Genomic DNA, 12534 nt, shown 5'->3' with positions numbered 1-12534 from the left:
GTTTGTGGATATGAAAACAATTATATTGATACTATAGTGCATGACAAATTTGGTAACTATATCGCATACGAGGAAACCTATGCTTGATTTTGATTATTACAACCCGACTCGCATCGTCTTTGGACAGAACCGCATCGCTGAACTAAACAGCCTTATTCCAGCGGATGCCAAAGTTATGATTACCTTCGGTGGTCAGAGCGCTAAAAAATACGGCACCATTGATGCCGTTCGTACTGCTTTGGCTTCTCGTGACATCATTGAGTTTGGCGGCATCGAAGCCAACCCTCAATTTGACACACTGATTAAAGCGGCGAACATTGCCAAACAAGAGAAGGTAGATTTTCTTCTTGCTGTCGGCGGCGGTTCGGTAATGGACGGCACAAAATTCATCGGCCTTGCCGCAAAAGCCGCGCCTGAAGATTACGCAGGCCTACTGTCTCACGGCTTTGCACCGGTTCCTGTTACAGACATTTTGCCTCTTGGCTGTGTCGCGACATTGCCAGCAACAGGCTCTGAAATGAACATGGGCGGCGTGATTACATTAGAAGGTCAAAAGCGCCCATTCATGTCACCTTTGGCTTTTCCTAAGTTCTCATTATTGGATCCTGACTTAACAAAAACCTTGCCGAAAGAACAAATCGCCAATGGTGTTGTTGATGCCTTTATTCACGTTTTAGAGCAATACTTAACCGTTCCTGTGGACGCGCGAATTCAAGACCGTACCAGTGAAGGCATTCTAAAAACATTGATTGAAGTGGGCCCTGTAACCTACCGTGACAACGATGATTTAGACGCTCGTAAAAACTTCATCTGGTCTGCTACTAATGCCTTAAATGGCGCGATTGGTGCCGGCGTACCACAAGACTGGTCTACACACATGATCGGCCACGAATTGACGGCCTTGTTCGGTATTGCTCATGGTCGTACCCTGACCATTGTGTTGCCTTCTCTATTGCGCGAACGCAAAGCGAAAAAACACGCTAAATTGCTTCAGTTTGCAGAGCGTGTGTGGGACATCACAGAAGGGACTGATGATGAAAAAATCGAAGCGGCAATTAACAAAACAGAAGCCTTCTTTAACTCATTAGATATCGTAACGAACCTAACCCATTACGGTATTGATGATGCTGGGATTGATAAAGTGATCGCGAACTTAGAAAACGTTGGCATGACAGCATTGTCTGAAAGTGGTGATTTAACGCTTGATATCGTTCGTAAGATCCTTGTTGCCGCGAAATAATCGCTAAACAAACGAGTACAAGCGCACACGAATGCGTCAAACAAAAGGTCAGCCTACGTGCTGGCCTTTTTTCATTTTAAACCCCGCTCATTTGATTATTCATAAAAAGTAAAAACTGATTGCTTTAAAGCGAGTATTATCAAAAACAATCAAGACTATTATTATGGTTTTATTCTCTAGCGTTATTGATGACAACAACCCTATAGGCGTAGATAACACGGCAACGCTTTATCCTGCACTACACTTATGTTTAATCAATGTCACAGGTTGGCTGCGTCCCATCGCTAGATCACTTTTACGTTAGGAGTAACACCATGAAAAAAACCATACTGATTACTGGCTCTACCGATGGCATTGGCTTTGCCACCGCTAACTCTTTGTCATCACTGGGCCATACGGTTCTTTTGCACGGTCGTAGTGCGGGTAAACTGGCCTCAGCAAAAGCCCATTTATCGGATCAAAACATAGAGACTTATCAAGCGGATTTGTCGCGTTTGGATGATGTCTATTCATTGGTGGAACAGATTCGAGCAAAGCACTCCACATTGGACGTCATTATTAACAATGCTGGTGTATATACCGCGCCTGTTGTGGTGTCAGAAGACGGTTTGGATGTACGTTATATGGTCAACACGATCGCGCCTTACTTATTGACTCAGCAACTATTGCCTTTGTTATCCCCTAACGGTCGTGTGGTCAACTTATCATCAGCAGCACAAGCGCCAATTTCAAGCTCTGAGCTGAGCACCCCAAGCGCACTCGCAGATGGTCCAGTGTACGCCAAAAGCAAATTGGCTCTGACTATGTGGTCTCGTCATATGGCGGAGTCTTTAGGCAAACATGGGCCTGTGATTGTTGCCGTTAACCCTAAATCATTGCTGGGCAGCAAAATGGTCAAGGAAGCCTATGGTATCGCTGGTGGCAATCTACAAGATGGGGCTGATATTTTAACCAAAGCCGCTTTGTCAGATGAGTTTGCTAACGCTAGTGGCCTGTACTTTGACAACGACATTGGCCAATTTTCTGCTCCGCACGCCGACGCGCTTGATCCAGAGAAAAACGCCGAAATCTGCCGTACTCTCGATCAAATATTGGCTCAAAGACACACGGATTAAGTAGCGAATAGAGTCATGGTCATCTGAGTCTATAGGCAAGAAAATTAGCCATTGTATGAGATTGCAGCTATGGTAAAAAAGTGACTCAAATTAGCCGTATTGTTAGCGAAAGGAGAATACTATGTTAGGTGAAGATCACGCGATCATCATTGAGTTTCCGGAATACAAAGAAAAAATCTCTGAATTAAATAAGACGGATTCAAATTTTGCTGAGTACGCTCGTCGCTACCACGCTTTAGACCAAGAAATTCGACATCTTGAGCTAGACAATGCCCCTATCGACGACGAGGCCATGCACCAATTAAAGCACGATCGAGCGTCTCTAAAAGACGTCATCTATCAGCGTTTAAAAGCCTAATCAATGCCTGAGACAGACCATTGAATGGTCTAGAGTGAAAAAAGAGCAAACAGGGAGGCATCTCATGTTTGCTCTTTTTTTAGTTTCTTTGCTTATTGTTCAGCTCTTTTTCCCAGTAAGGCACATCGCCGAACCGCTTGGCGAAATAATCGATGAACACACGCACTTTAGGCGCTAACAAACGAGAGCTTGGGTACACCGCCCAAATGTTCGTTTCAGGCAACAATGGATACTCTTCTAGCACTTGCACCAAGCGCCCTTCTTGTAAGGCTTGATAGGCACACCAGGTCGAGCTGATTGTGATCCCCATGCCGGCAATACAAGCGTCGCGAATCGAGTCGCCATTGTCCGCACGTAATGGACCTTGAATACGGATTTTCTTTTCCCCTTCAGGCGTGTCAAACACCCAGTGCTCTAAACCAACAAGATTAATACACTGATGATTCACCAGATCTTGAGGCTTTTTAGGCTCGCCAAATTGTTCAAGGTACTCAGGTGACGCACACACTATTCGCTTGTCTGCCGCCAACTTTCGCGCGACCAAGGTAGAATCATTCAATGACACATTCCGAATGGCCACATCAAAGCCACCTTCCACCATATCGACAATGCTATCACTCATGCGCATGTCAATTTTGAGTTCAGGATAAACCTCAGAAAACGCTTTTAGCGCTGGAATAATATGCATGCGCGCAAACGACGCAGGTGCCGTTAAGCGCAGTGTGCCTTGTGTTTGGTTGCGCAGGTGGAGTGGCAGATTTGCCAGGCACCTTGGCGGAATACATGCTCGCCGATGCGAAATTGGTTGCCAAAAAACCTAAAAGCCTTTCTATGCGTGACGCCGCTGCATTGCCATTAGTCGGCATTACGGCTTACGAAGGCCTGATGCGAGCGGGCATCAAACAAGGTCAAAAAGTACTGGTTCATGGTGGCGCTGGAGGTGTTGGACACGTTGCTGTGCAACTTGCTAATTATTTCGGCGCTCAAGTATTCGCAACCATCAGTGACGATGAACAGGTTTCTGTGATTGAGAAATTGGGTGGCACAGCCATCAATTACAAGCAAGAAAGTGTGGCAGACTATGTTGCCAAACACACCGCTGGTGCAGGTTTTGATCTGGTGTTTGATTCAGTTGGCGGTGAAAACTTGAACGCTTCCTTTGAAGCGGCTGCCTTGAACGCCAACATTGCAACCACAATGTCACTGCTCAATCTTGATTTGACCCAAGTGCACTTCAAAGGCCTATCCTTGCATGTTGTCTTTATGTTGATCCCTATGCTGAATAACCATAAACGTGAGCAACACGGCCACATATTAACCAGCTTGCTAACATAGTAGATGAAGGCAAACTTAAGCCTATTCTTGATACTGAAATCTTTGCTTTAGAAGACGTTAGTAAAGCCCACGACCGCCTTGCTAGCCGAAAAGTGATTGGCAAAGTCGTGATCGACATTTGATAGCTTCCTTCATATTCCCAAAAGCACTCTGTTACTGAAAAAAGAGACCAAAATCATACTGTTGATTTTGGTCTTTTTTGTGTTTTGATGACGCAAAAACTGGAAATAAAGCACTCTCCCCCTCTATCGTTTAGAAAAACCAAACGCCTGTTAATAATTACAAGATATATGAATATAACCATATTGATAATAATTGACTCATTACCTACGACAGGAGTTGATATGAAGTATTTAAGTGGTTTAGTCGTCATGCTGGTTATGAGCCTTGTTTCTTTTCAAATAGCCAACTTGAACGTCATTAAGCATTACCAAATAAGCTCACTGGTGATCTGTATTTTAATGGGCATGGTGTTGGGCAATCTTTTTCAAAAGCGTATCCCTAAAAGCGCGCTACCTGGTATCAAATTTAGCCAACAAAAGCTGCTTAGATTGGGCATTATTTTTTATGGGTTCTTTATAACCTTTCAGCAAATTATTGAAGTGGGCCTACCTGGGCTAGTAACGGATGCCATCATTATTGTGACCACCTTCATCGGCGGTACTTTTATTGGCATGAAAGTATTAGGGCTTGACCGTGAAATCAGTATGTTAACGGCGACAGGGTCTTCTATTTGTGGCGCCGCGGCCATCTTGGCTGCTGAGCCAGTGGTGAAAGCCAAACCTCATCAAACCGCTGTTGCGGTGGCAACTGTGGTTATTTTTGGCACTCTCGCCATGTTTGTTTACCCCGCCATCTTCCATCTTTTCCATATTGACCCAAGGCTAATGGGCATTTATACGGGAGCCACAGTGCATGAAGTCGCTCAAGTGGTTGCTGCGGGAAACGCCATGAACAGCGATATAGCGGTGACTTCTGTCATTGTGAAACTGACTCGCGTGATGATGCTGGCGCCCTTTCTTATTGCATTAAGCGTCTATTTGTCACGAAGTGCTGTGAAAGAAGGGGTTATTAGCGAGAAAACGCAAATCACAATCCCTTGGTTTGCGGTCTTTTTTGTGGTCGCGTCTGGCATTAACTCTCTCGATATTATTCCGCAAGAAATAGTTCATTGGTTAACACAAAGTTCTGTCTTTTTACTCACCATGGCCATGGGAGCATTGGGGATAGACACCAATCTGACAAAGATCCGTGGTGTGGGTATCAAACCGATTATTTTAGCCGTCATTCTGTTTACCTGGTTGATCTTTGGTGGCTATGGCATCACCACCGCGGTCGCGCATTTATTTCATTAAGGAGCTTATTATGTACCAACAAATATTAGTCGCCGTTGATTTGTCTAAAGAATCAAGCTTGATACTCAAAAAGGCCAGTGCGCTGGCTAACTTACACCACGCCAAATTGCATGTGCTGCATGTGGATCAAAGTTTTTTAGGCACCTACGATGGCCTTGTGAATATAAATGAGGCCGACTTTGAAGCGCGTTTAGAAGAGGAATCCATTAATGCGATGCGCGCTCTGTTTGCCGATAATAAGATGTTGGTTGATAATAAGATGTTGGTTGATAATAAGATGTTGGTTGATAAATACTTTATTAGTTCTGGCAACATTGACGACGAAATTCTGCACGCCCTTAAACAACAAGCCATTGATTTAGTGGTTTTTGGGCATCATAAATCATCGGCCTTACGACAATTTTTTCTTTCTATTTCAGAACCGATTATTCGAGAAATGCCCTGCGATGTGGTTTTATTAAAAATATAGTGTGCGTTTTTCTATTATTTTTTAGAGATTTTAACGCGCTCGTTTATTCTTATTATCGCTTGTGTATATACTTAGTTTTCTGTCCACTATTAAGGAATCCAGCCTAATGAAGATTCTTCCTTCACTTCTACCAGCCCTGCTAGTGTCTGCTTTTTCTGTCAATGCCAGCGCCGCAAGCTGTGGTTCTTTTACCATAGCGGACATGAACTGGAATTCCGCGAGTTTGATTGCGCATATTGATCAATTTATTCTTAACAATGGATATCAATGTGATGCCGAACTGATTCCTGGTGACAGCGTGCCTACTGGCATCTCAATGATCGAGAAAGGCCAGCCCGATGTGGCGCCTGAGCTTTGGACCAACAGTGTCAAAGAAGCCTTAGACAAGGGCGTCGCTGATAAGCGTTTGCGCTATGCCGGAAAAGCATTAATAAATGGCGGTGAAGAAGGTTTTTGGGTTCCTGCTTATCTTGTTAAACAGTACCCTGAAATGGCAACCATTGAAGGTGTGATCAAGCACGCAGCGCTATTCAAACACCCAGAAAGTGAAACCAAACACGCGTTTTATAGCTGCCCTGCTGGCTGGACTTGCCAAATTACCGCAGAACACCTTTTTAATGCTCTAAAACTGGCTGATTACGGTTTTGATATGGTCGACCCAGGTTCCGGTGCGGGATTAGCAGGCAGCATTTCTCGAGCTTACGAACGCCACCAACCTTGGTTTGGCTATTACTGGTCACCCACACCGGTATTGGGCAAATACCCTATGGTCAAAGTGGATTTCGGCACCGGTGCGGACGTAGAGGAATACCGCAATTGCACCACGCAGCCAAATTGCCAATCACCAAAAGTGACCATGTACCCACCTTCTCCGGTATACACCATCACCACAGAAGCTTTCGCCCAAAAAGAACCTTTGGCCTACGCTTACTTTGAAAAACGTGGTTTTACTAACCCACAGATGAGCAAGTTATTGGCCTGGATGGAAGACAATCAAGCGGATGAAGAAACCGCCATGTATTACTTTTTAGAAACGTATCCAGAAATTTGGAAAGCGTGGGTGTCGGCTGACACCGCCGAAAAGGTAGAAAACGCGTTATAAAATCCGATTAGACAAACATCATTAAAGCCTGAGTAGCGTAAAAGCCACTCAGGCTTTTTATTATCACTGACTCAGCAAATACGCTAAAATAGCTGAAATATTAAGGTGTTAACTCACCTACTTGAACGAAAATAAGCTCAGCACAGGACGTGCTAATACTCTTTGAGGTAACAATAGATGACCCGCGTTTTGATCTTATTTGGGCTGCTGTTTACACCATTCGTGTATGCCCAATCGATCGTAGTAGATCGCATTATATCTGTATACGACGCCGACACCTTTCGAGTCGACATTGATAGTTGGCCACAGATCATTGGCAAAAACATGTCGATTCGAGTGAATGGCGTCGACGCCGCCGAAATCCGTGGCAAATGCCCAAGCGAGAAGTTGCAAGCCAAAATGGCTCGGGACTTTACAAGAGCGTTTTTAAAGAAGGGGCATTTAATAGAACTAAGAGGCATGAAGCGCGGTAAGTACTTTCGCTTGATTGCCGATGTTTACGTGGATGGAAAGTCACTCTCAAAAGAGTTGATTTCCTTAGGATTGGCTCGCCCTTATGATGGTGGCCATAGAGACGGATGGTGTTCAACCAATACGAAAGATAAACACCTGTAGCCCATCTTGGTCGACAGGTGTTTATGTTAAGCGACGGCATTAAGCTAAAGAAGACAGCGGTTAGTGCTTGTACTCAGCTTTTAGCTTGGAAAAGTAATCTTCCCAGCGAATGTGCTCTCGCCCTGCCGCGGCGGCGAATTGACTAGGGTTATCAGATTTACCTTCTAAAATACCTTGGTAAATGCCCGCTATCACAGTACCAAGAAAATCCCCTAGCTCGGCAATTCGGTTCTCTTTAAACGCTTCAACCGTCATCGCTTGATACACCAAGTTGGCATCAAACGCCTCGTTCATAAAGTCCACCAATTGGGATTGGGTAATCGATTCGCCATTGAGGTTATAGGTGTGACCCTTGTGTTTATCTTCTAGCAGCATTTTTGCGTAAGCGTAGGCCAATTCACCGCGGGTGGTATAACCACACTTGCCTTCCCCAGCACAGTTAAAAATACTGCCCGCTTTTTTGTAGTTTTCGATGTATTCAATGTCTGGCTCAATATAAATGCCATTACGACCAATCACCCATTCTAAACCACTTTCACGCACATCTTGCTCGGTCTGACGATTGCTTTGAATCACGGGTGAAAACGCGGTATTTTCTTCTGCTCCCTGCACACTGGTGTAAACGATTTTTGTTACTCCAGCCTTCTTTGCTGCAGCGATCACATTTCTATGCTGACCTATGCGTTTATCAGGTGCGTCCATACCAGAAACAAGCAACAAGGTGTCAACCGATTGCAGTGATGCTTCGAGTTGTGCCAAGTCATTGTAATCCCCTGGTCGTACTTCCACGCCCAAGTGTTGTGCTTTTTCAGGCGTTCTTGCCAAAGCAATAATATTCTCTTTCGATGTTAAGGATAACAAGGCGTTAACAATGGCTGCGCCTAACTGGCCACTGGCTGCGGTAACGGCAATTTTCATTTTTTTTCCCCTGTTTTGCTGATAATCAGTCTTTGTAAAAGTGTATTTTAGTTTACTCATCTTGCTTGTTCATTTGCTTACGAAGCGCTATTAGCTGCGCAAAAAACGCTCTATTTTTGGTTTTATTGTCATTGTGATGACAGTCGACAAGGTTAACGCCACCGGCAACGCCGCCAATAATCCATTTAACCAGCCATGATAAAATGCAGAAAGGTCATGAAAGCCAATATTGTTAGCCGCTGTGCTGAACGCCATAAAAGATTCCATGACACACGCCATGCCAACGCCAACGATCAAATTGCGTTTGTTCTCCCGCATTTTGGGAGTGAGCTTTTCTACCAGCTTAGTGACCAAGGCCATCAAAATAAACCCTGCTGGCATCACGGTAAACAGCGCGGTTATAAATGAGGTTAACCAGCTTAAGAAAAAAGTGTCGGTAAAGCCAATATTTCGATACGTCATGATGCCGGTTAAAGAACCACCTATAAGGGTCATTACCCCTAAAACAAGGGCGATTTTATGCAATAAAGGGGTTTTCTTTTGTTCTAATGCTGGAGCGGATGCAATCGTTTTAATGGTCATTTTAAAACCCAACCTTGAATTCAATAGATAAGTGATTGATAATATCAACCATAATATACATATGATTGATAAAGTCAACTAATTCCAAGAGAGAGCTTAGATTGCCTACTAACACATCACTAGAAAACCTATTCCACCTGGTGCACGCACTGAAACAACAAATGCATCGACACATTGAAGAGCTTGGCTTAAATATTACCGCGATGCACATACGTACCATCAGCATCATTAATGACAAAGGGTCTTGCACAGCCAGCGAGGTAGCCAGCTTCTTACAGCGCGATAAAGCTCAAATAACCCGTTTGCTGAACGCGCTCATCAAAGACGATTTGATCACTAAAGAAAACAATCCTGACGACAAACGCAGTCAATGTCTGCGCCTTACCGAGAAAGGATTGCATTTGCTAAAGCAAATAAAAGGCATTGAAAAGACCATCTTCAAGATGATGTCGAACGGCATGTCAGAGGAGACATTAGAGGGCTTTCAGCAAGTTACCAAACAACTTACTCGCAATCTTACTGGCTAATCACAAGTGCCTGTTTGATCATTCTCGATCTAGTAACGAGATGACCTAGACAATGGTACCAATCATGTCACGAAAGATAATCAGCAATTGGCACGTCATCAATCTGATCTGGGTTCATGTATTCTTGAGCGTAAGCCAGATAAGCCTTCGATTCTAAAAACAACCGGAAGATATCAGGGTCGATATGCTGGTTGGTTACCATAGAAGACATGATTTTAATGGCTTCGGACAGTTTCTTACCTTTTTTGTAGGGTCTATCTACTGCTGTCAGTGCTTCAAATATGTCGGCTACGGCCATCATTCGAGAAACGGGCGACATGTCATCTCGGGTTAACCGTTTAGGATACCCAGTTCCATCCATTTTTTCGTGATGGCCACCAGCAAGCTCAGGCACAGACTTTAAATGCTTCGGAAACGGCAACTTATCCAGCATTTTTATGGTTTAAACAATGTGCTCATTGATCTTGTAACGGTCTTCTGGTGTCAACGTGCCACGCTGAATTGAGAGATTGTGCAGTTCCCCTCGATTGTAAAGAAATTCAGGCACATCCATTTTGAACCCCCATGGATTACCTTCTGGTAATTTTTCTGAGTCAGGTCGCTCAAAAAGATGTTCTGGCCGGTCAGCAAGTAATGGCTCTTTGATCGGCAATGTAGGGGCTGCTGTTCTATTTTTCTTTTCTAGTTCTTCATGGGAAATGCCAATACGATCGTCGAGGGTTCGAGTCCAGGTTTTTTGCGCAATGCTGTCCATGCGGCCTTGTTTGCTTTCATCCAAATACTCCCCTCCTTGATTCAACTTGGCCACAAATGCAAAGTCATCATCCAGTTGAGCCAACGTTTCATGCAACGCCGCGTCGTCAACCACAATGGCGTTCTTATCCAGTGTACTGCTCAAAAATTGAATCTCTGTCTCACGCTTGATCACTTCTACTCGCATGCGAATCTCATCAATTCGGTCGTAAATGGTTTCCAGTTTCGTGGCCTTACGCTTAGGCAGAAGACTGCAGAGTATTATGGTGAATTACGTATCCGCCAATGAGGCAGCCGCTATGTTAGGAGCAGATCCACACCGAGACAATTAACGTCAGTCAATGGTCACGGCTCTCATCCTTATTCGCTCTAAATGGTATAAATTACTCGTAATGCAAGTAAGATCAAAATAACACCAGATAGACGATCAATGATCAATGCCTTAGCGCGAACCGTGTTTATTACCTTGGCATTAGTCAGAAAAGTAGCAATCAAGCTATACCATAATCCATCAATCAATAATGGTGTGAAGACGATCACAAGCTGATCAAAAACATCATTGGCTATTGCTATAAACGGACTAAAAAGAGCCGTGAAAAAAAGCATGATCTTGGGGCTTAAAATCGAAATCAAAAAGCTCTCACGCATTCCTTCAAAAATGGATGTCTTTTCTCCAGAAGCTAATTTAGCCGCCAAGCCACCCGTTGAGCGCAGAGCACGCGTACCTAGGTAAATTAAGTAAGCGGCGCCAGCTAATGTAATGCCTTTAAATATCAGTGGCGTCTGCTCCATCATGACAGACAACCCCATGATAGCAATGGAAGCGTAGAGACCAATCCCCATTGCGTGTGACCAAGCGACCGCTATACCGTGGACTCGACCGCTTGCTAAAGAGTGCTTTGCGACAATCGCAAGACTAGGACCCGGTGACATAGCGCCTAACAAACAAATACTAAAAAGTGATAACCACACTGTGATTGTCATAATCTATCCTTCTCTTATTTGCTCTCATTAGATAGGAACTAGATCATTAACTGAAATCATAATTAATCATGATCAAGATGATATAAAGTCATGGCGATACCTTCATCAGACTGAATATTTCGAGGTCCTTAATTTTTGAGCGACCTCATTCCTGAAGTATTTATGCGCGGGTTCATTATCAAATTTTGGGTGCCAAAACAGCCAATATTTCTGTTCTTGTGTCTTAAATGGTAGTGAGTGAGTTTTTATATCCCAATGCCTGGCTAGGTTCGTCGCTATGTGCTCAGGGAGTACCATCAAGCGGTCACTGTTTACCAGTAAACTCATAGCGGTACTAAAAAAAGGCACTTTTAATGCAACCCGACGAGAGTAGCCCTTAGCGGACAATTGGCGATCAACTAAGGAGTCTTTATCAGCACCACCTGTCACTTTAACATGGGTATATTGAACGATGTCTTGAACCGTTATACTCGTTTGTTTGGCTAAGGCATGGTCGCTAGCCATCACGCATACAGGTACATCTGAGCCTAAATAAATACTGGATACATTGTCAGGCTTTTGGGCGAGCATCGAGGACGCTAGATGAATGCCAGTTTCGTGTAACTGATTGATTAGATTTGGCTCCCAGAGCTGAAAAGAGAGATCAAGTTTAGGAGACTGCTGAGTGAGATGCTGAGCTATATCCGGAAATAGATACTGAGCCACATAATCACTCGATGCGAAAACCAGCTCCCCTTGATAGTCTTTAGACTCAAATGGAACCTCGGTCAGAAGCGCATCAAACTCTCCAAGAAGGGAATCCAACTTAATTTTAAGGGTCGCCGCTTTCGCCGTTGGGATTAATTGATTGCCATTTCGCACTAACAGTTGGTCTTGGCATAACTCTCTGAGTTGTGCCAATTGGCGGCTTACGGCAGATTGTGAAATATGAAGGCGAGCCGCCGCTTTGGTGACATGACATTCCTCCAATAAAACATGAAGTGATCGTAATAAGTTGAGATTGGTCGTCCTTAACATGCCAGATGCCCTGCCTTTAACAACTTACGATAAAGCTGTGTGGTGTATTTTAGTGGTGTATATAAGCGCTCTGAGATGATCGAGTCAATACAAACTTTAGACCACCCTAAGGCTCTTTTAGAAAGCGAAAATTCCACCATACTCAGCCGCTTAAGGCTAGTCAA

15 protein-coding genes and 1 pseudogene are annotated in these 12534 nt (G+C 44.1%); 10 read left to right on the top strand and 6 right to left on the bottom strand.

Annotated elements, in window-relative coordinates; all coding sequences use genetic code 11:
- Positions 1–79 precede the first annotated feature (79 nt).
- The 3 genes from ACIGBN_RS06745 (at position 80) to ACIGBN_RS06735 (ending at position 2713) form a co-directional block, all read left to right on the top strand.
- On the top strand, positions 80–1240 hold the full coding sequence (locus tag ACIGBN_RS06745) for an iron-containing alcohol dehydrogenase (protein WP_133003962.1): 1161 nt from the start codon (positions 80–82) through the stop codon (positions 1238–1240).
- Between the two features lie 314 nt (positions 1241–1554).
- Entirely contained in the window at positions 1555–2355 is an 801-nt protein-coding gene (locus ACIGBN_RS06740) for an SDR family NAD(P)-dependent oxidoreductase (protein ID WP_396664415.1), read from the top strand.
- A 121-nt stretch (positions 2356–2476) separates the two neighbouring features.
- A complete protein-coding gene (locus tag ACIGBN_RS06735) occupies positions 2477–2713 on the top strand; it encodes a YdcH family protein (RefSeq protein ID WP_396664413.1) in 237 nt (78 codons plus the stop codon).
- Positions 2714–2792: 79 nt separating this feature from the next.
- Here ACIGBN_RS06735 and ACIGBN_RS06730 read toward each other — a convergent pair whose 3' ends face one another.
- The gene (locus tag ACIGBN_RS06730; RefSeq protein WP_396664411.1) at positions 2793–3401 is read right to left on the bottom strand and encodes a substrate binding domain-containing protein; all 609 of its coding nucleotides are present in this window, start codon (positions 3399–3401) and stop codon (positions 2793–2795) included.
- A 62-nt stretch (positions 3402–3463) separates the two neighbouring features.
- Here ACIGBN_RS06730 and ACIGBN_RS06725 point away from each other — a divergent pair, with 62 nt between their 5' ends.
- From ACIGBN_RS06725 to ACIGBN_RS06700, 6 genes are all read left to right on the top strand, one after another.
- Positions 3464–4048: a zinc-binding dehydrogenase gene (locus ACIGBN_RS06725; RefSeq protein WP_396664409.1), complete on the top strand. Its 585-nt coding sequence runs from the start codon at positions 3464–3466 to the stop codon at positions 4046–4048.
- Positions 4027–4170, top strand: coding sequence for a zinc-binding dehydrogenase (locus ACIGBN_RS06720; protein WP_396664802.1), 144 nt, complete (start codon positions 4027–4029; stop codon positions 4168–4170). Before ACIGBN_RS06725 ends, ACIGBN_RS06720 begins: the two co-directional genes overlap by 22 nt.
- A gap of 222 nt (positions 4171–4392) precedes the next feature.
- Complete coding sequence (locus ACIGBN_RS06715; protein ID WP_396664407.1) at positions 4393–5403, top strand: YeiH family protein; 1011 nt, start codon at positions 4393–4395, stop codon at positions 5401–5403.
- A 10-nt stretch (positions 5404–5413) separates the two neighbouring features.
- The gene (locus ACIGBN_RS06710) at positions 5414–5872 is read left to right on the top strand and encodes a universal stress protein (RefSeq protein ID WP_396664405.1); all 459 of its coding nucleotides are present in this window, start codon (positions 5414–5416) and stop codon (positions 5870–5872) included.
- Positions 5873–5978: 106 nt separating this feature from the next.
- Complete coding sequence (locus ACIGBN_RS06705) at positions 5979–6974, top strand: ABC transporter substrate-binding protein (RefSeq protein WP_396664403.1); 996 nt, start codon at positions 5979–5981, stop codon at positions 6972–6974.
- Positions 6975–7151: 177 nt separating this feature from the next.
- Positions 7152–7589, top strand: coding sequence for a thermonuclease family protein (locus ACIGBN_RS06700; RefSeq protein WP_133003974.1), 438 nt, complete (start codon positions 7152–7154; stop codon positions 7587–7589).
- A 60-nt stretch (positions 7590–7649) separates the two neighbouring features.
- On the opposite strand, the gene ACIGBN_RS06695 is transcribed toward ACIGBN_RS06700, so the two are convergent.
- Positions 7650–8507, bottom strand: coding sequence for an SDR family oxidoreductase (locus ACIGBN_RS06695; protein WP_133003975.1), 858 nt, complete (start codon positions 8505–8507; stop codon positions 7650–7652).
- Positions 8508–8597: 90 nt separating this feature from the next.
- Positions 8598–9089 (bottom strand): DUF2798 domain-containing protein, encoded by a 492-nt coding sequence (locus tag ACIGBN_RS06690; RefSeq protein ID WP_396664400.1) that lies wholly within the window; start codon positions 9087–9089, stop codon positions 8598–8600.
- A 101-nt stretch (positions 9090–9190) separates the two neighbouring features.
- Between ACIGBN_RS06690 and ACIGBN_RS06685 the strand changes: the two genes are divergently transcribed.
- Positions 9191–9616 (top strand): MarR family winged helix-turn-helix transcriptional regulator, encoded by a 426-nt coding sequence (locus ACIGBN_RS06685; RefSeq protein ID WP_207923413.1) that lies wholly within the window; start codon positions 9191–9193, stop codon positions 9614–9616.
- A gap of 67 nt (positions 9617–9683) precedes the next feature.
- Here the strand turns inward: ACIGBN_RS06685 and ACIGBN_RS06680 are convergent.
- The 3 genes and pseudogenes from ACIGBN_RS06680 to ACIGBN_RS06670 form a co-directional block, all read right to left on the bottom strand.
- A pseudogene (locus ACIGBN_RS06680) lies at positions 9684–10370 on the bottom strand (HD-GYP domain-containing protein).
- A gap of 368 nt (positions 10371–10738) precedes the next feature.
- A complete protein-coding gene (locus tag ACIGBN_RS06675; protein WP_396664398.1) occupies positions 10739–11353 on the bottom strand; it encodes a LysE family translocator in 615 nt (204 codons plus the stop codon).
- Positions 11354–11458: 105 nt separating this feature from the next.
- Positions 11459–12370, bottom strand: a complete 912-nt coding sequence (locus ACIGBN_RS06670; protein ID WP_396664396.1) for a LysR family transcriptional regulator — start codon at positions 12368–12370, stop codon at positions 11459–11461.
- Positions 12371–12534: the final 164 nt, after the last annotated feature.

Origin of the sequence: Marinomonas sp. NPDC078689 (genome assembly GCF_044542435.1) — a bacterium.
Taxonomy (GTDB): domain Bacteria; phylum Pseudomonadota; class Gammaproteobacteria; order Pseudomonadales; family Marinomonadaceae; genus Marinomonas; species Marinomonas arenicola.
The sequence above is the reverse complement of the archived record's forward strand: the minus strand, read 5'-3'. Positions and strand labels throughout refer to the sequence as shown.

Bases quoted from the DNA above. Each gene is read 5' to 3' on its own strand.
- ACIGBN_RS06745 (WP_133003962.1), top strand. From the start codon at position 80: ATGCTTGATTTTGATTATTACAACCCGACTCGCATCGTCTTTGGACAG.
- ACIGBN_RS06740 (WP_396664415.1), top strand. From the start codon at position 1,555: ATGAAAAAAACCATACTGATTACTGGCTCTACCGATGGCATTGGCTTT.
- ACIGBN_RS06735 (WP_396664413.1), top strand. From the start codon at position 2,477: ATGTTAGGTGAAGATCACGCGATCATCATTGAGTTTCCGGAATACAAA.
- ACIGBN_RS06730 (WP_396664411.1), bottom strand. From the start codon at position 3,401: ATGCATATTATTCCAGCGCTAAAAGCGTTTTCTGAGGTTTATCCTGAA.
- ACIGBN_RS06715 (WP_396664407.1), top strand. From the start codon at position 4,393: ATGAAGTATTTAAGTGGTTTAGTCGTCATGCTGGTTATGAGCCTTGTT.
- ACIGBN_RS06710 (WP_396664405.1), top strand. From the start codon at position 5,414: ATGTACCAACAAATATTAGTCGCCGTTGATTTGTCTAAAGAATCAAGC.
- ACIGBN_RS06705 (WP_396664403.1), top strand. From the start codon at position 5,979: ATGAAGATTCTTCCTTCACTTCTACCAGCCCTGCTAGTGTCTGCTTTT.
- ACIGBN_RS06700 (WP_133003974.1), top strand. From the start codon at position 7,152: ATGACCCGCGTTTTGATCTTATTTGGGCTGCTGTTTACACCATTCGTG.
- ACIGBN_RS06695 (WP_133003975.1), bottom strand. From the start codon at position 8,507: ATGAAAATTGCCGTTACCGCAGCCAGTGGCCAGTTAGGCGCAGCCATT.
- ACIGBN_RS06690 (WP_396664400.1), bottom strand. From the start codon at position 9,089: ATGACCATTAAAACGATTGCATCCGCTCCAGCATTAGAACAAAAGAAA.
- ACIGBN_RS06675 (WP_396664398.1), bottom strand. From the start codon at position 11,353: ATGACAATCACAGTGTGGTTATCACTTTTTAGTATTTGTTTGTTAGGC.
- ACIGBN_RS06670 (WP_396664396.1), bottom strand. From the start codon at position 12,370: ATGTTAAGGACGACCAATCTCAACTTATTACGATCACTTCATGTTTTA.